The organism is Edaphobacter sp. 12200R-103, assembly GCF_010093025.1.
In the GTDB taxonomy this organism is placed as follows: domain Bacteria; phylum Acidobacteriota; class Terriglobia; order Terriglobales; family Acidobacteriaceae; genus Edaphobacter.
This window is the reverse complement of the sequence record NZ_CP048114.1, coordinates 3,194,499-3,212,459: the sequence shown is the minus strand read 5'-3', so window position 1 is coordinate 3,212,459 and position 17,961 is coordinate 3,194,499. Positions and strand designations below refer to the sequence as shown.

Below are 17,961 nucleotides of genomic sequence, written 5' to 3'. Positions count from 1 at the left end.
TGCTAGCCTCGAAGAGGACAGATCAAAAGTATTCAGGGAGCAAGGGCGAGGCAGATGAAGGTTCTGGTAATCGGCGGTGGAGGGCGTGAGCACGCCCTGGTTTGGGCCCTCAAGAGGTCGTCTTCGGTCAACGAGATTGTTGCGGCGCCGGGAAACGGCGGCATCAGCAGGATTGCGCGATGCGTTCCGGTCGACGTCAACAGCCTGGAGGCGATGGTGAACCTGGTGGCCATCGAAGCGCCTGATCTCACGGTCGTCGGCCCGGAGGTTCCGCTGGCGCTGGGCCTGGTGGACGAGTTGGAGAAACGTGGGCTGCGCGTCTTTGGCCCTACGAAGGCGGCGGCGCAGCTTGAGTCCAGCAAGTCTTTTTCGAAGACGTTCATGCAGCGCCACGGCATTCCGACCGCAGAGTACGCTCTCTGCACCAACCTCGACGAGGTGCGCGAGTCTCTGCTGCGCTTCCCTCTGCCTGTGGTGGTCAAGGCTTCGGGACTGGCTGCGGGAAAGGGCGTGGTCATCTGCGAGACGCGTCTTGAGGCGGAATCGACCGCTGCGCAGATGTTCTCGGGAGCGCTGCTCGGTTCGACCGAGACAGAGATTGTGCTGGAGGAGTTTCTTACCGGCGAAGAGGTCTCGTTCTTTGCGCTGTGCGACGGCAAGCACGCGGTGCCGATTGCAGCGGCGCAGGACCATAAGCGCGTCGGCGAAGGCGATACCGGCCCGAACACCGGTGGCATGGGGGCCTACTCAACCGATGGCCTGCTGACGCCTGCCATGCGCCAATGGATCACGCACAACGTCGCCCAGAAGGTGGTCGATGGAATGGCGTCGGAGGGATCTCCCTTCAAGGGCATTCTCTTCATCGGCTTGATGATGAGCCCCCGCGGACCTATGGTGCTGGAGTTCAACACGCGCTGGGGCGATCCTGAGACCGAGGCCATCGTGCTTCGCCTGGAGACCGACATCCTCGATCTCTTCAATGCCTCCATCGACGGCAACGCCAATGAGCTGGCGATCCGGCTGAAGCCGGGCGCGAGCGCGACGGTGATCGCTGCCAGCGGAGGCTATCCCGGCAAGTACGCCAGCGGCCTGCCCATCAGCGGGCTCGATGGGGACGACCGCGACGGCGTGATCGTCTTCCATGCAGGAACTGCGCTCAAGGACGGGCAAGCGGTGACGGCGGGCGGGCGCGTGCTGGCGGTCTCGGCGGAGTCGGACGATCTCGAGGATGCGCTCAAGCGCATCTACCGGCGGCTGGAGGAGATCTCGTTTGAGGGAATGCAGTACCGACGGGACATCGGGCACCGCGCTCTCAGCAGATGATGTAAAGGGGGATGGATGGACCCACAGCATGGCCTTACGGCGATTCTGCCCTGCAACGACCTGAATGCCTCGGAGGCGTTCTACCGGAAGCTTGGTTTTGCGCGGGCGGATGGTTCGAGTGATTTTGAATCGACGTATCGCATCCTGAGCGACGGCAAGGGCGGTCATCTGCATCTGGTCGACGCCGTGAAGGGATGGCTTATTCCGGGTCGTAATCCATTTGGGCTTTACCTCTACACTCCCGATGTCGATGAGCTGGCATTACGGCTGGCCGACAGGATTCTGGAGGCGAAGAAGCAGCCGGAGGACAAGCCGTGGGGTATGTATGAGTTTTCCGTCAGCGATCCTGACGAGACGCTGGTGCGGGTCGGCTGGCCGACGCGGCTGCGGAAATGACGGTACGTGAGGGAGAGATGACAGAGCCGGTACTGACTGCCAGTGAGGCGCTCCAGTGGAATCAGGCGACCAACGCGGCATGGCGCAAGCTGCTCGCCGAACAGCCTGAGATCCTCTCGCTTCCGTGTGACATCATGCAGGTCTCCACCGTGGCGCAGCTTCTGCAGCACATTGTTGCAGTGGAGGTGCGGTATGCGGAGCGCATCCTCGGCCTGCCGGAGACGGAGTATGCGGATGTTCCATACGACTCGGTAGAAGCGATCTATGCGACGCATGATCGAGCCATGGAACTCTATCGCCGGGCACTTGATTCCGCGACCGATTGGGGAGAGCAGATCAAATTCCAGACGCGGAGTGCGGGCGTGCTGCTGACGTCACGCAAGACGGTTCTCTTTCATGCGCTCTTTCACAGCGTCCGGCATTATGCACAGCTGGGCACTCTGGTTCGGCAGCATGGTTATAGGACGGGTTGGTATGGGGACTATTTGTTTATGGATGTGAGACCGCTGTAGGACAAGTCTGCTGCCGCTCAGGAGGACACCTGTATGGGGTATACGGATCCAGTCGGCATGAGGCAGTCTCACTCGGCGGTATCTTTTTCAGTTGCGATGGCATACGCCCGGGTGAGAGGGGCTGAGTCGTCCCTGAATCGGGGCGGCGCTCCAGGCAAAATACAGGGATTCTTCCCCCTTCGACTTCGCTCAGGGTCAGAATGACGGGTTTGTGAGGCTCAGAAGGACGGTTATTGACTGTTGGGACTGCACCGCAGCAGAGATGATTCAGACCACGCGCGAGTAGATGTAGCCCCCGGCGTCGAGTGCGCCGAGCAGTTCTTCTACCTGTCCGCGACCGCGTGTCTCCAGCGTAATGTCGATGGTGGTGTCGCCCAGGTTCACACCGTAGTAGGCACGGTTGTAGAGCGTGTCCACGATGTTGACACGGTGGTGCGCGATCAGCTTCGTCAGCTCGGCGAGTGCGCCGGGTTTGTCGAGAAGGTGGATGCGCAGGCGGATCATGCGACCGTCCTGCACCAGACCGCGCTCGATGATGCGGCTGAGCAGGGTGACGTCGATGTTGCCTCCGCCGATGACGACGGCGGTACGAGCGCCGTTGAGCGAGGTGCGCTTCTGCAGCAGCGCGGCAAGTCCGGCGGCTCCGGCACCTTCGGCCAGCGTCTTTTCGCGCTCCAGCAGGACGAGGATGGCGGAGGCGATCTCGTCTTCATCGACGGTGACGATCTGGTCGACGCAGCGCTCGATCACGGGCAGCGTAAACTCGCCGGCGCGGCGCACCGCGATGCCGTCCGCAATCGTGGTTGCCGGAGGAATGGTGACCGGACGGTGCTGCTCGACCGCGACAGCCATCGAGGGTAACCGCGAGGTCTGCACGCCGACGACCTTGATTCCGGGACGCGATTCCTTGATGGCGCAGGCGACGCCGCCGATCAGGCCGCCTCCTCCGATGGGGACGACCACGGCTTCAAGGTCCGGAATCTGCTCGAGCAGTTCAAGGCCGATGGTTCCCTGGCCGGCCATGACGGCGGGATCGTCAAACGGGTGGATGAAGGTCATGTTCTGCGCAGAGCAGATGCGCCGCGCCTCTTCGTAGGCCTCGTCGTAGTTGGCGCCGTGCAGCACAACCTCGGCGCCGAAGTTGCGCGTAGCCGTCACCTTGACCAGCGGAGTCGCGAGCGGCATGACGATGATGGAGCGAATGCCGCGCGAGGTGGCGTGATAGGCGACGCCCTGCGCGTGGTTGCCTGCGGAGGCTGCGACTACTCCGCGCGAAGCTTCTTCGGGAGTGAGAAGAGCAATGCGATTCAATGCACCGCGCTCTTTGAAGGAGCCGGTCATCTGCAGGTTTTCGAGCTTGAGGAAGATCTGCTGTCCGGTCAGTTCCGAAAGGACGCGGGAATGCGCGCAGGGCGAGAAGTAGATGGCGTCGCGCAGCCTCTCTCGCGCAGCGGCGACATCAGCCAGGCTGATGCTTGAAGTGCTGTGTGCTGCTCGTTCGGTCAGACTCAAGATGCTGCTCCTTGCCTTGGAAGGGCGAAAACTTTATCGGTGCACACGAAACTGGTTTGCGAGAGCAAACTCTTCGCGCAGCTCTGGCGTGCGCAGATTCTCGCGTACATGGGCCAGCCGTTGCTCGAGCGCCAGAAGCGTCTCAGCGATGGGTTCGGTGTTGGTCAGGGCTACGTCACGCCACATGCTGTAGGGGCTTGCTCCCAGGCGGGTCGTCTCGCGCAGGGCGCGGCCGCCGATGGCTGCGATTTCGGGTGCGTCGCCGAAGCGGTCCTCAAGCAACGCGGCGAATGCCGTTGAGAGCATCTGCGGAAGATGGCTGACCCAGGCGCACATCTCATCGTGCCGTCTGGGATCCATGTCGAGTGTGCGGGTGCCGAAGAAGCTGACCCAGCTGCGCCACTCCTTCTCCATCGCGGAGGGCTCGCCCGGCCCCGGTGTGAAGAGCCACATCGCCCCCTGAAACAGGCCGGCTTCGGCCAGCAGAGCGCCGCCGGACTCCTTGCCTGCCATCGGGTGCCCGGCGAGAAAGCAGGCCTGGTTCTCACGACCGAACAGCTCTGCGGCAAGCTCGGTGATCTCGAGCTTGGTGCTGCCAACGTCGGTGATCAGCTGGCCCTGCTCGGTGACCTCGGAGAGTTGCTTCATCCAGTCCTTGATGGCAAGCACAGGAACGGCCAGCAGGATAACGTCGGCCTGCCGGGCGAGTTCGAGCGCGCCCCACTGGTTGCCGGCGACTCCATCGACGGCTCCCATCTCAAGCGCGGCCCGCAGCTCCAGCAGGCTCTGGTCCCATCCGTCAATGCGGCCGCCGAAGCCGGCGGCGCGCAGGGCCAGACCGGTCGATGCGCCGATCAGGCCCGTTCCGATGATGAGGACACGTTCCATCATGCCTGCTGCCATGGGTTATGCCACCGAACGTCCGACGACCGGTGCAAGCTGCCGGAGCTGTGCCACCAGCTTTTCAAGCTGCTCGGGGTACATGCTCTGTGCGCCGTCGCTCATGGCCTTGTCGGGATTGGGGTGCATCTCCATCAGCAGACCGTCTGCACCGGCCGCAACCGAGGCCAGAGCCATGGCGGGAACCATGTCGCGGATACCGACGCCGTGCGAAGGATCGGCGAGGACGGGAAGGTGAGTCAGCTTCTTAAGGACGGGGATGGCCGAGATGTCCATCGTGTTGCGGGTCGCGGTCTCGTAGGTGCGAATGCCGCGCTCGCAGAGCATCAGGTCGTAGTTGCCGCCGGAGAGGATGTATTCCGCGCTCAGCAGAACCTCTTCGATGGTGGCGGCGATGCCGCGCTTCAGCAGGCAGGGCTTGCGGACATGGCCGAGCTCGCGCAGCAGGTTGAAGTTCTGCATGTTGCGCGCGCCGATCTGGAAGACGTCGATGTAGGGCAGCATGATCTCGATCTGCGAGATCTCCATGACCTCGGTGATGACCAGCAGACCGGTCTCGTCGGCGACCTCGCGCAGCAGCTTGAGGCCTTCCACGCCCATACCCTGGAAGCTGTAGGGCGAGCTGCGGGGCTTGTAGGCTCCGCCGCGCAGGAACTTTGCGCCTGCAGCAGCAACCTGTTTAGCCGAGAGAAGGATCTGCTCGCGCGATTCCACCGAGCACGGGCCCGCCATGACGACGACCTCTTCTCCGCCGATCACGACACCGTTGGCGAACTTGATCCTGGTGCCTTCGGGGCGGAAGTTGCGTCCGGCGAGCTTGTAGGGCGAGGAGATGCGATAGGCATCGTGAACGCCGCTCAGCACCTTGAACTCAGCCACGTCGAAGTGATCCGGGGTTCCCACGCCGGCCAGAATGGTCTGGGCGGCTCCGGTGGTGCGGTGGACGTTGAAACCGAGCTCGACCATTCGCTCGATCACACGTTGTATATGTTCTTCTGTTGCCGAATCCTGCATTGCTACGATCATCGTGTTTTTCGCTTTCTTAATATGAAACGGAATAAGTTACAAAACTTGTGAAAACCCTAGTCGTGCTTCTGGATCGCGCGCATGACGTCGATCACGCGCTCGTAGATGTCCACGATCTCCTGGTTCGACAGTGGGCCCGGGTTGGCCTGGCGGACGTGCTCAAAGACGTGCTGCTCGCGTTTTGGCTCGTAGACGGGAAGGCTGCTCTTCTGCTTGAGCTGACCAATCGCCTTTGCGGCCTCGGCACGCTGATTGATAAGGCGAACGATCTGCTCGTCCAGTTCGTCGATCTTTTGCCGCCAGTCAGAGATCTCCATCGAATATCCTCACGCTGCAGCCAGGTTGCGTGCTCCTGCTGCGGGTTATTTGGGTACCATTCATGATAAACGGGCTGTTTTGCGTGCCCTGCCCGGGTATTGGGCGCCCCACATCCCGATTCCGAGAGGTGGGTTCGCAGGGTGCACAGGGACGCGTTCATGCGCGCAACCCCGCAACGAACTTGCCCACCGCGGCCGCAGCCTGGGCCGGTTCGGTCTTTTCAATCAGCTGCACGATCGCCGAACCGATCACCGCGGCATCGGCAAACTCTCCGACGGCTTTGACGTGATCTGCATTCGAGACCCCGAAGCCGACAGCGATCGGCAGCTTCGTAAACTGCCGCAGCCGGGTGACTACCTGGGACGCATCGCTGGTCAGATGCGACTGCGTGCCCGTAATTCCGGTACGCGAGATGGCGTAGACGAACCCTTGCGAGTTCTCCGCAATCGCCTTCAGCCGGGCGTCGGGCGATGTGGGAGCAGCCAGAAAGACTGGGGCGAGCCTGTTCGCGCGCATGGCTTCGAGATACTCGGCGGCCTCCTCGACGATCATGTCGGTCAGCAGAACACCGTCGGCGCCGGATTCGGCAGCTTTTGCGCAGAAATCACTAAGGCCGAGGCGCAGAACGGGATTGAGGTAGGAGAAGAGGATGATGCCTGCCTGCGGGCGTGCCTTGCGAAGTTCTGCGGCTACCCCAAGGACATCGGTCAGCCGCGTGCCTTTTGCAACAGAACGCTCGCTGGCGCGTTGGATGACCGGGCCGTCGGCGAGAGGATCGCTGAAAGGTACGCCAAGCTCGATGACGTCAGCGCCGTTGTCGATGGCGGCTAATGCAATGTCGCGTGTCGTTGCGAGATCGGGGTCGCCAGCGGTGAGGTAAACGACCAGGCCCGGCTTTTGCTTGAACTCAATCGGCATTGTGCTATCCCTTCGCTCCTACGCTTGTCAGATCGAGCTCTCGCGACAGAATCCCCATGTCCTTATCGCCGCGCCCGGAGAGATTCACCATCAGGACATCGCTCTTCGCCATCTTGGGAGCCAGCTTGATGGCCTCGGCGACTGCGTGAGCGCTCTCCAGCGCGGGAAGGATGCCTTCAGTCCGTGCGAGCGTGACGGTCGCCTTCAGGGCTTCATCGTCCGTGGCCGAGGTGTAGGTGGCGCGGCCTGAGTCGTGCAGCATGGCGTGCTCCGGGCCGACGCTGGCGTAGTCGAGACCCGCGCTCACAGAGTGCGTCAGCGCGATCTGTCCCGCGTCGTTCTGCAGCACATAGCTGAAGGTTCCCTGCAGGACGCCGGGAATGCCGCCACCTACTTTCTGGAATCGTGCAGCGTGCTCGCCGAGTGCCGTTCCGCGTCCTCCTGCTTCGACGCCGATCAACTGCACGTTGGTGTCGCCGAGGAACTCGTAGAAGGCTCCGATGGCGTTCGATCCGCCGCCGACACAGGCCACGATGGCTGTCGGCAGTTTGCCCTCCTGCTCCAGCATCTGGCGCTTCGCCTCTTTGCTGATGACGCGGTGGAAGTCGCGCACGATGGTGGGGTAGGGGTGGGCTCCCAGGGCCGAGCCGAGGATATAGAAGGTGGTGCGGACGTTGGTGACCCAGTCGCGCATCGCCTCGGAGATAGCGTCCTTCAGGGTGGCCGAACCCGCCGAGACGCCGCGCACCTCCGCGCCCAGAAGGCGCATGCGGTAGACGTTCAGCTCCTGGCGGCGCATGTCCTCTTCGCCCATGTAGACCACGCAATCCATGCCCAGCAGAGCGCAGACAGTGGCAGTCGCTACTCCATGCTGACCGGCTCCCGTCTCGGCGATGATGCGCTGCTTGCCCATGCGCCGGGCCAGAAGGCCCTGGCCGAGTGCATTGTTGATCTTGTGAGCGCCGGTATGGAGCAGGTCTTCGCGTTTGAGGTAGATCTTCGCTCCGCCCAGCTGTTCGCTCAGGCGCTTTGCGTAGTAGAGCGGCGTGGGCCGACCGCAGTAGTTGTGCAGCAGATCGTCCAGCTCAGCCTGAAAGGCCGGGTCCTTCTGGGCATCCGCATAGGCTGCTTCCAGCTCTTCGAGCGCTGCCATCAGGGTCTCGGGAACATACCGCCCGCCGTAGACCCCGAAACGCCCCACCGCAGACCGCACTGGTCCTGCCGGGTTCACCATCGCTGCCGTCGTCGAACCTGTCGCCCCGTCCATCCTGTGCTCCTTCCGGGCAAAACAAAAGCCGCAACCTTTTTGGTCGCGGCTCGTGTGGATTTCGAATCTTTTCTGAACTTCAGCTTTACTTCGCCGAGCTAATCCGTCAGAAGACCCTACTCCGCCGATGCCGCTACCGGATACCAGTAGCGGTAAATAAAGCTGATAAATCGGCTGGATTGAGAGATCATCTTGCCTTCCAGCATACATGGACCTATCCCGCCGGGCAAGCCTGAAGTAAAAACACGGCTGAAGCCAATTTCAGCCAAGGGTGTATTTGTCCAAAGAGATCGTCATCCTGAGCTACGCGAAGGATCCCTGTATTTCTCCTGTAGAGCCGATGGTGCTTCGGGCAAAATACAGGGATTCTTCGCCTTGCGGCTCAGAATGACGGATTGAAAGATGGCCAGGGAGCTCTACGGCTCCAGCACAAACTTCCTGATCGCAACCTTCGCGCCCATGCGCGCTCGTTCGGGCGCGGTCTTTACGACCACCGTGATCTCGTCGAAGACCGTACCGTTTAAACCGGCAGGAATCGGAAAACTCAGCGTCTCGGGCACAGTCCTGCCGGAGGCATTCGGACGGTCGCCGATCGGAAGCTGGCTTGATGGAATCGCCATCGTGCCCAGGTAATGGGGCGCATCCTCCGATGTCATAGCGTTTACTCTTTGCTTCGCGGCCGTCTTCGGGTTGGGGAGCTTTCTCACCCACAGCTCCAGCGAGATGGCGCCGTTCAGCTGGTCGGCGTTCTCGACGATAAGGTTGATTGCGCTGCAGCAGCCCAGGTCCATCGGATCGATGAGCCTCTGGTGCGCTTCCATTAACAGGGGAGTGCGGGTGCTCGAGCTTACCTGCGTTTTTGTCGAGCTGGCTCGCACGACGCGCGCGTTCGGGCGCGGTCGTTTATCCGGCCACTTGAAGTACCAGTACTGGCCGTCGAAGGGAATCTCCAGCGGGTCGGAGATCTTCACCCCGAAGTGCGGAACGAAGTCGCGCCGCACGGGAGCAACGATCTTCTTCTGCTGATCCTTCAATGGCATCAGGATGATCCCGATGTATCCCTTGCTTGAGATCTCGCCCGTCGCCTCCGGGCCGGCCTGCACGGCCGTCTTTTTGGCAACGGTGGACATGTTTTCAAAGAGCCCGGCCCTCAGATATGGAAGCAGCGCGATCATGGTCAAGGCGAACGCAGCTATTGCAATTGCAGCCTGACCCGGCCTGGGCGGAAGCTTTCGCGCGAAGATCCCGGGAGCAGAGGGCAGCGTCGCGCGCCAGACCAGCACACCGGCAAAGATAGCCGCGGTTAGGGATGCCATGAAAAACCATCCTGCTGCAGCGAGAGCGACTGTTGCATCGAGGAGCAGCACCAGCCAGAGCGAAGGCAGAAGCTTCCGCACCAGCAGGCCATCGGGGAAGAGAAACGGCGTACCGGGCTGGTGCGGCGCATTTAGAACGATCTCCGCGTCCGCGTCGATTCTGCCGCGCTTCAGAAACATGCCCATGCACGCCAGACAGAGTCCCGCGGCAGCCATCGCCAGCGGTGACGACGTCGCCATGAAGAGCGCCCAGGACGGAAGCCATAGCGATGTCAGACAGGCAGCCCTGACGACGGACGTCACCATCTTCTGTTGTCCGCGAACAACCCGCAGGTAGATCATTCGAACGGCAACGCCGCCTATCATTGCAGCGATAAAAAGCAGCGACGCCGCGGCGATCGGGAGTGCGATCGCAGGAAGTGTTCCTTTCTGCAGGTACGAGCACACAATATTCAACGCCACGCCTGCCGCCGCAACGCCCGCTGTCATTGGCCATACCGGAAAAGACGCCGCAGTCGTCTCTTCCATGGCAGATACCAGGGCCACCGGATTGTGCAACTCCGCCATAGTCGCTCTCCGACCTATCCCGATACTATAGTCGGAATCCGACTATAGAGCGAACTTATTTTTGTGCCACGTTGCCATTTGTGCCTGAAGTGAGGCAGATTCTTCCCGCTCGGCATCGCGAAATGCGGGGGTTCCTCGACTTCGTGCTTCGCACTCCGCTCGGAATGACACGCGTGTGTTTGGGGGGCTCATTCGACTTCGCTCAGGGCAGGCTCTTCGCGGCTACGCCGCTTCGCTCGGAATGACACATTTAAGATCGGGAATCATAAAGCGATCGGAAAACGGGAATTGAGCGGGTGGGTTCCGACAGGTTTCACGTCCGCTCTCGTTGTTACTCCACCGGCGATGGCCTGTGCCAGTCGAAGCGCCTTCCCAGGATGCCTTTGATGATGAGGTGGTCTGTCGCCGCAGTCGATCCCAGCCCTACGCCCAGGTTGATCTCCCACTTCGGGGAGACGTTCAGGTCGGTCACGGCGAAGATCTGCTGTTGCTGATTGCTGAAGCTGTCGAAAGCGCCGATCCGTCCGTAGTCCGCGTAGTACTCCAGGCCTCCACTGATGACCTTGGTGAAGTCGTAGCCCACTTTGAACCCGGGGGAGAATCCCAGGCCCTGCCTTATATCCGGCCCGTGCCACGTCCGCTCCAGGGCAGGATTGAATGCGAGGTACCATCGCCCGATCGACTTATCCACGATGGGCCGCAGCTCCCACGTCCATGTATCGGGGGAGTAGGCAGGACGCTGATATCCAATCTCTGTTGAAAGGCTCACGCCCACGGGCCAGTGCCACGAATCCGGAACCCGTACCCTGGGCCGGATGTGATCTCCCACCCACTGGATACCGTGGCCATCCTGGATGCTGGTGAAGATGTAGAAGCCCACCTCAGACCAACTCGTCAGTCCCTGCGTAATCTCGACGGTCTCGTGTTCCTGATGATTGGTGGGATAGGTTCCATCGGTCGTGAAGAGGGAGCCCTTCGCGGTGTAATTCGAATGCAGCTCGACCATCGTGGTCTTTGGCAGAACGGTGTCTGATCCGTAGACCTGGATCTCATAGTTCCCCTGCGCGCTGGCGTGGAGAGCGCAGCCGAGAACCAGAACAAAAAGACCACAGATTGTTCTTCGCGATGGAAGCGAGAGAAATGCCATTCGTTTGATCTTTCTTTCTCAGGAACAGCGGAACAGCATCATGAAACCCATATCCATATGGTCCTGCTGATGGCAGTGGAACAGTGTAAGGCCCGACTGATTCGCTGTAAATGTAACCTCTGCCTCCGTGCCTGCCTTGACCAGGATAGTGTCTTTCATCATGCCCCGTGTCTCCCTGCCGGCCAGCCTGCGTAGCTCAAAGCTGTGCCGATGCAGATGGACGGGATGGTCATCCATGCTCTTGTTTTTGAAGAGCAGTCGATACCGCTGGCCGAATCCAAGTTTTACGGTCTCCGTCTGTGGGAACGACCTCCCATTGATCATCCATCGGTCCATGGCGCCGTGCCCCTCAAACTTCGACTCGAACGTTAAGGGGATCACAGATTCCTTAAGCTCCGCTGAAGGTTCTCCCGCCTGCGAACTCGCCTCCGTGGTCCCGAAGCGCAGGTAATCCCACTCCAGCGTCCGCGGTTGATTCCAGACCGGCTTTCCGGATCGTCCGGCATACTCCACGACGATGCCCATCCCCGTGGCCATCACGTGCTTGCGGACCTCACCCAGCACCCACACGCCGGGATTGTTCATCTCCACCTCGACCGACACACGTTCGGCAGGAGAGAGATGAAGCATCTCTACCGCCTGGGGAGAAGGGACGCGATTGCCGTCCAGCGCAATCACGCGCAGCCTGTGACCTGACAGCGCCAGCCAGTGCGGCTCCGTTGCGGAGGTGTTGACGATCTGCAGAACGATTCGCTGCCCCTCTTTGACACGAAGCGGCTCGCCGAAGCCGAGAGTCTTCCCGTTGATCGTGGAGTAGTCATAGATGGGGCTCATGGAGCCGTCATCGCTGCCGACCATGGTTGCGTTCCAGTCATGCAGGGCCAGAAAGAACTCCTGATCGTAGCGTGCTGGATTGTCGCGGGGATCGACGTACAGAAATCCGAACTGTCCCGAGTAGAGGCCTTTCTTCATATTGCGTCCGGCGAAGGTATGGGTGTGATACCAGCGGAAACCCGAGGGCTCCGGAGTAAAGGTGTAGCGTGCCGAGGCCCCAGGAGCGATATGAGGCGTGCCTTCCTCCATCGCTCCATCGACTTCCGGGGGCAGAAACAAGCCGTGCCAGTGCACGATCTCGTCGTCGCTGGAGTGGTTGGCTACCTCGATGGTGACGGGCACGCCTTCCTTCAGGCGCAGCAGCGGCCCTGGGACCTGCTGGTTGTAGGCAATGGTCTTAACGAATTTGCGACGGGATACCTCCAGCGAGTACGGAGCGATGTTGAGGGTGTGATCGGGAGCAGACTGTGCAAGAGCGGGAAGCCGTTCCAGCGCCGAGGCCATGGCGGCCATCCCGGAGAACTTCAGGACATTTCGTCGTGTGAAGTGGTTATGCTTGTAAATCAACTCTGTCCTCCGCTCGGGTGGTATTGCTACCCCCATCATCCATTCTTTCAGTGTGCTCTCAGTAAAGTGTCATCCTGAGCGTAGCGGAGTCGAAGGATCTGGCGTTTAGGGATTCTCGCTGAGGCCAGCAGACCGCAGATCCTTCGACTGCGCTTCTCGCGATAAGGCTGCGAGAAGCTTCGCTCAGGATGACACTTTTATAGGGCTTGAAGGATGACACTCGCATGGCTTGCAGCAATTGCATATCCGTATCGATCGCAAGGATGCCTCTCTGGGGTCCTCAAAGAGGATCGAGCCTAGGTGGACACCTTAGATCTTCTGGACGCGGTGGACCTCGCGGACTCCAGGGACCCGGCGCAGCCGCTCAACCATCTTGTTCAGGTGGCGGACGTCCACCGTCTCCACGACAAAGTCGACCATCGCTTCGCCGGAGTCTGTGGCGCCTTTTGAGTCCATGCTGCGGATGTTGGTGCCGTCTTCGGAGATGATCGCCGTAAACTCCTTGAGCAGACCGGAGCGGTCTTCGCAGACGATGGTGATCTTGACGGGGTAGGTCTGCGCTTTGGAAGGAGTATTTCCTGAGTCCGACGGCATCGGCGCCCACTCGACCTGGATGCGACGGTCCGACTCGTAAAGCAGGTTCTGCACGTTGGGACAGCTTCTTGCGTGAACCGCCACGCCTTTGCCGCGCGTAACGTAACCGATAATCTCCTCGCCGCGAATGGGGTTACAACAGCGCGCGCGATAGACCAGCAGATCGTCCTGTCCCTCGACCTGGAGAGACTCGGAACCCCTGCCGAAGTAGACGCGCTTGACCGCGTCCGACATCTGGCCGACGGTGTTGGCGACGGTTCCGGCTTCGGGCTGGGCCGGCTCGGGAGCCGCGGTCGATCCCGGCTCGAGCTTGTTGAGCACCTGCCGCGAGGAGTACTTGCCGAAGCCGACTCCGGCCAGAAGCTCGGCATCGCTCGTCAGCCCATATTCGCCCGCGACCCGCTCGTAGTCGGCCGCAGTGTACTTGTTCAGCGCCAGCTTGTACTTGCGGGCCTCGCGATCCAGCAGCTTGCGGCCAATCTCCATGGCGCGCTGGCGCTGATGCTCGTTCAGCCAGTGCTTGATCTTGTTGCGCGCCTTGGAGCTCTTGGTGAAGCTCAGCCAGTCGCGGCTGGGGTTGTGCCCGACCTGCGTCGTGATCTCGACGATGTCGCCGTTCTTCAGTCTGGTGCGCAGAGGAACGATGCGGCCATTGACCTTCGCCCCCACGGTCGTGTTGCCGACCTCGGTGTGGATGGCATAGGCGAAGTCCACCGGGCTTGCATCCTTGGGCAGCACGACCACCTTGCCCTTGGGGGTAAAGGTGTAAACCTCCTCCGGGTACAGGTCGATCTTCAGGGTCGACATGAACTCGTTGGGGTCGGTCATCTCGCGCTGCCATTCCATCAGCTGACGCACCCAGGCGAGGCGTTGCTCGTCCTTGGCGCTGACGTTGTCTTCGGCCTTGTACTTCCAGTGCGCTGCGATGCCCTCTTCGGCCACGCGATGCATGTCCTCGGTGCGGATCTGCACCTCGAACTGGTGTCCGCCCTCGGCGATCAGCGTGGTGTGCAGCGACTGGTACAGGTTGGGCCGCGGCATCGCGATGAAGTCCTTGATGCGGCCCGGAACCGGTCTCCAGATGGAGTGCAGAAGGCCCAGCAGAGCGTAGCAGTCCTGCACGCTGTGGGTGATGACCCGGATCGCCAGCAGGTCGTACACCTGGTCGACGGGAATCTTCTGGTCCTGCAGCTTCTGCTGGATGGAGTAGAGGCGCTTGATGCGCCACTCCACACGGCCCTCGATCTTGAACTCGCGCAGCTTCTGTTCCAGGCGCGTAACGATCTTCTTCAGGAACTCCTCACCGGCGCCGCGCAGCGCATCGACCTCATGCGAGAGCTGCTCGTAGGCAAAGGCGTCTGTGTAGCGGAAGGCGAGATCTTCGAGCTCGCCGCGTAGCTTGCCCATGCCCAGCCGGTGCGCCAGCGGAGCGTAGATCTCCATCGTCTCGCGGGCGATCTTCTGCTGCTTTTCGGGCTTCAGGTGCTCCAGCGTGCGCATGTTATGCAGCCGGTCGGCCAGCTTGATGATGACCACGCGAACGTCCGTCACCATGGCGAGCAGCATCTTGCGGATGTTCTCGGCCTGATGGTCTTCGCGGTTGGCGAACTTGATCTTGTCCAGCTTGGTGACGCCCTCGACGATGTGGGCGACCTGCTCTCCGAAGCGCTTGGCGATCTCCGCCGAGGTGACATCGGTATCTTCGACCGCGTCGTGCAGCAGGCCCGCCGCGATGGCGGTCGAATCCATCTTCAGCTCGGCGAGTACCTGGCCAACCTCAAGAGGATGAATTACATACGGCTCGCCGGAGGCGCGCTTCTGTCCTTCGTGCTGCTGCAGGCAGAAGGCCCATGCCTTGCGGATGATCTCAAGGTCATCCGCCGGGCGATTCTCATGCACGGTATCCAGCAGCTTCTGAAATTTTTCGTCGATGGTCCTGATATCGGCGGCCGCCAGCCCGGCCAGGTGTGAGGCAGAGCTCTCATTCGTCTCCGCAGCAACCTTCGGGACAGGCACTCCCCCACGTGCACCAGCCTTGCCAGCCACCGCCAGAGGAGCCGCTTTGGGCTCAATCTTGGCTCCGGGTGCTGGACTCGATGACTGGCCCTCAGGCGGCGCCTGGATTCCAGGCTTCGTGGAGGCCGGATTTACGAATGCCATGTTTCATTATAGGCCGCATCTCTGGCCGTTCGCTAACCCTTCTGTGGCGTGGGGATCTCCGGGGGATCGGATAAAGGACACGTTTGCTGGTTTTGGGGGCCGCTGGCAGAGGGTTGTGGGGGCCGTTGGCAGAGGAAAGCAGACAATCGCCAAACCAGTTTCTTCCCAATGCTTTCCATGGGTCGTGGATACCATGACTAAGCTCTCTCCCCCTGTATCAATGCGATGCCACCTTTGCCTGCTTCCTGCAGGCGATCGGCACGTTGGTCATCTGCTTCGCAAAGACGCGATAGCTGATCGTTCCCGGCCGCAGGGTCGACCAGTAGCTTGTGCCTGAAAGCAGTGGCTTGTGCTGATCGATGATCTGGTTCTCCAGGATCTTTACGCCGCACTCCAGGTTGTTCTTCGGCTGCAGAATGGTCTTGTCGGGGTCATCGGGCTTCAGTTTTTTGTCGTGGCCCCAGTCGAAGTCGCAGCCGTATCGCTGCTGGTCCTCATAGGTGAGCTGCAGCAGGCCTTCGCTGCGCACCATGCGGCCGCTCACTTTATCAACGACAGCGACCTCGGGGTCGGTGTGGCGTACCCGCGTAGTGGGGTCCAACCCGGCTTCGGCCCCTGCGAGCGCCTGAAAGAAGTAGGCCCAGAAGGCGCGCTTGTTAGCCTCGTCCAGGTGGTAAAAGCGAGGGCAGAAACGTTGCACGTCGCGCGGAACCTGATGCGTCAGCATCGCGGGCGGCAGGGCCAGCTCGACGATCTTGTCCCATGCGGGGTCCCACGTCTCGCCACCCAACTCCACCCGTTTGGTCAGAATGGGCGTGGCCGGTGCCGGTTTGAGCGCAGGAGCTTTGACGGGCGGAAGATTGGCGTGAGCCTCTTCACGCTTCCCGCATCCGCTGGTCAGGCTCAGCACAAGACCAAGAACTGCAGCAGAGAGTACACACTTCGTCGTATCGAGCATTGGCGTCCGTTTTCTTACAAGGGCCCATGCTCGCTTAGAGCCTCTGGATCGTCGCCGCGTCTTCCCGCCCGGCAAAATATTTGTCCAGCGCCTGGCTGAAGATCAGGTCTTCTTCGGAGATCGTGGCCGCATGCGCAAACAGCGTCATGCTGGAGTGGAATTTCAGGTAGTCCGGATAGCCGAAGATCTTCTCCGCAGTGCGTCCTTCCAGGCCCATCAGGATGTTGGTGCAGTCGCGTAAACGCTGGCCCAGCACGGGATGCTCCAGGTAGGCGTGCGCCTCCTCGAGTGAGGAGATGGCGTAGCGGCGCGCCATCTCGCTCGATCCCAGCCCCTGGATCTGCGGAAAGATGAACCACATCCAGTGGCTCTGCTTCTCTCCGGCGCGGAGTTCGGCGCAGGCCGTCTCGTAGACTCCCTGCTGCGCGGACAAAAAACGTTCCAGATCGTACGAATCTCCTGCTGTCGTCATGCGATTCCTCTTCCTCAGTTAGAGCGATTCTCTCCATCGTGTGTTGTTTCAATACTGTAGAAGTCGCTGCCGGCATGCGGCCCGGCCCGGATGCCTTCTGCCATTCGATCGACCACCGCGCCGACCGCGATGGATCGCAGGCGCCGTCCATGCAAAAATAACGCGCATGAGAATTCTTCTGGCAGGCGCGTCGGGAGCCATCGGTCGAACCCTCATTCCTCTGCTCGTCGAGCAGCAGCACGAGGTCTTCGGCCTCTTCCGCAATCCTGCTCACAGCGATCTGGTGAGGTCTCTTGGGGCCACCCCCGTCATCGCCGATGTCTTCGACGGACAGGCGATCCACGCCCGCTTCGACGAGATCCGGCCGCAGGCGGTGATTCACCAGCTCACCGCCATTCCGCAGCGAATCGACCTTCGCCACATGCAGCGCGACTTCGAGCTGACCAATCGCCTGCGGACGGAAGGCACTCGCAACCTCGCCAGCGCGGCCGTCCGCGTGGGGGTCGAGCGGTTCCTCGCGCAGAGCTTTGCCGGATGGCCCTACGCCCGCCGCGGAATCACCCTCAAGACCGAAGAAGATGACCTGGACCCAACCCCGCCGCCGCAGATGAAGGCCATGCTCGATGCCATCGAGATGCTGGAACACACCGTGCTGCGGGAGAAAGGATTCACCGGAGTCGTGCTGCGCTACGGCCCGTTTTACGGTCCGCATAGCTCCATCGCCAAAGACGGAACCACGACCGAGGACGTTCGCCACCGCAAGATCCCCATCGTCGGCCAGGGTACGGGTGTCTTCTCGTTCATCCATCTGTACGATGCCGCCACTGCGACGGTCGCGGCGCTCACGCAGGCGCAGCACGGCATCTACAACATCGTCGATGACGATCCCGCGCCCGTCATGGAGTGGATTCCCTGGCTCGCCCAGTGCGTGGGAGCACCGCCGCCGAGACACGTCCCCAACTGGCTCGCAAAACTGCTCATCGGGGAGCACGCCGTCGCCATGATGAACGACATTCGCGGAGTCTCGAACGCAAAGGCAAAAGGGGAGCTGAACTGGAGCCCTAAATGGACGAGCTGGAGGCAAGGCTTCCGCGACGGACTTTGATCGCGAAGGTCCTTAGGACTACGGTCGAGAGGACGCTCTTTGGGGAAGCGAAGTGCTCATCCTGCAAAA

The 17,961-nt window shown here is 61.2% G+C and carries 16 protein-coding genes; 4 read left to right on the top strand and 12 right to left on the bottom strand.

The features are described from left to right. Window positions 1-54 precede the first annotated feature (54 nt). The 3 genes from purD to GWR55_RS13385 are packed head-to-tail and all read left to right on the top strand — an operon-like array spanning window position 55 to window position 2,231. A complete protein-coding gene (purD, locus tag GWR55_RS13395; protein WP_162402704.1) occupies window positions 55-1,323 on the top strand; it encodes a phosphoribosylamine--glycine ligase in 1,269 nt (422 codons plus the stop codon). A 15-nt stretch (window positions 1,324-1,338) separates the two neighbouring features. After that, window positions 1,339-1,719 (top strand): VOC family protein, encoded by a 381-nt coding sequence (locus GWR55_RS13390; protein WP_162402703.1) that lies wholly within the window; start codon window positions 1,339-1,341, stop codon window positions 1,717-1,719. Window positions 1,720-1,736: 17 nt separating this feature from the next. Next, a complete protein-coding gene (locus tag GWR55_RS13385; protein ID WP_162402702.1) occupies window positions 1,737-2,231 on the top strand; it encodes a DinB family protein in 495 nt (164 codons plus the stop codon). 267 nt (window positions 2,232-2,498) lie between these two features. On the opposite strand, the gene GWR55_RS13380 is transcribed toward GWR55_RS13385, so the two are convergent. The 12 genes from GWR55_RS13380 to GWR55_RS13325 form a co-directional block, all read right to left on the bottom strand. Further along, complete coding sequence (locus GWR55_RS13380) at window positions 2,499-3,743, bottom strand: threonine ammonia-lyase (RefSeq protein WP_238398406.1); 1,245 nt, start codon at window positions 3,741-3,743, stop codon at window positions 2,499-2,501. Between the two features lie 33 nt (window positions 3,744-3,776). Next, complete coding sequence (locus GWR55_RS13375) at window positions 3,777-4,646, bottom strand: prephenate dehydrogenase (protein WP_238398405.1); 870 nt, start codon at window positions 4,644-4,646, stop codon at window positions 3,777-3,779. 3 nt (window positions 4,647-4,649) lie between these two features. Next, window positions 4,650-5,669, bottom strand: coding sequence for a 3-deoxy-7-phosphoheptulonate synthase (aroF, locus tag GWR55_RS13370; RefSeq protein ID WP_162402701.1), 1,020 nt, complete (start codon window positions 5,667-5,669; stop codon window positions 4,650-4,652). A 56-nt stretch (window positions 5,670-5,725) separates the two neighbouring features. Beyond that, window positions 5,726-5,986 carry a chorismate mutase gene (pheA, locus tag GWR55_RS13365; protein ID WP_162402700.1) on the bottom strand — a complete coding sequence of 87 codons (261 nt, stop codon included), beginning with the start codon at window positions 5,984-5,986 and terminating at the stop codon, window positions 5,726-5,728. Window positions 5,987-6,143: 157 nt separating this feature from the next. Further along, a complete protein-coding gene (trpA, locus tag GWR55_RS13360) occupies window positions 6,144-6,905 on the bottom strand; it encodes a tryptophan synthase subunit alpha (protein ID WP_162402699.1) in 762 nt (253 codons plus the stop codon). A gap of 4 nt (window positions 6,906-6,909) precedes the next feature. Then, a complete protein-coding gene (gene trpB, locus GWR55_RS13355; RefSeq protein WP_162403981.1) occupies window positions 6,910-8,139 on the bottom strand; it encodes a tryptophan synthase subunit beta in 1,230 nt (409 codons plus the stop codon). A gap of 449 nt (window positions 8,140-8,588) precedes the next feature. Further along, a complete protein-coding gene (locus tag GWR55_RS13350) occupies window positions 8,589-10,055 on the bottom strand; it encodes a hypothetical protein (protein WP_162402698.1) in 1,467 nt (488 codons plus the stop codon). Window positions 10,056-10,386: 331 nt separating this feature from the next. Next, complete coding sequence (locus tag GWR55_RS13345) at window positions 10,387-11,202, bottom strand: hypothetical protein (RefSeq protein WP_238398404.1); 816 nt, start codon at window positions 11,200-11,202, stop codon at window positions 10,387-10,389. 18 nt (window positions 11,203-11,220) lie between these two features. Beyond that, entirely contained in the window at window positions 11,221-12,603 is a 1,383-nt protein-coding gene (locus tag GWR55_RS13340; protein ID WP_238398403.1) for a multicopper oxidase family protein, read from the bottom strand. Between the two features lie 309 nt (window positions 12,604-12,912). Next, entirely contained in the window at window positions 12,913-15,357 is a 2,445-nt protein-coding gene (locus tag GWR55_RS13335) for a bifunctional (p)ppGpp synthetase/guanosine-3',5'-bis(diphosphate) 3'-pyrophosphohydrolase (RefSeq protein ID WP_162402697.1), read from the bottom strand. Between the two features lie 217 nt (window positions 15,358-15,574). Beyond that, window positions 15,575-16,315 (bottom strand): hypothetical protein, encoded by a 741-nt coding sequence (locus GWR55_RS13330; RefSeq protein WP_162402696.1) that lies wholly within the window; start codon window positions 16,313-16,315, stop codon window positions 15,575-15,577. Between the two features lie 34 nt (window positions 16,316-16,349). After that, entirely contained in the window at window positions 16,350-16,787 is a 438-nt protein-coding gene (locus GWR55_RS13325) for a DUF1810 domain-containing protein (protein ID WP_162402695.1), read from the bottom strand. 166 nt (window positions 16,788-16,953) lie between these two features. Between GWR55_RS13325 and GWR55_RS13320 the strand changes: the two genes are divergently transcribed. Beyond that, window positions 16,954-17,892, top strand: a complete 939-nt coding sequence (locus GWR55_RS13320; protein ID WP_162402694.1) for an NAD(P)-dependent oxidoreductase — start codon at window positions 16,954-16,956, stop codon at window positions 17,890-17,892. Window positions 17,893-17,961: the final 69 nt, after the last annotated feature.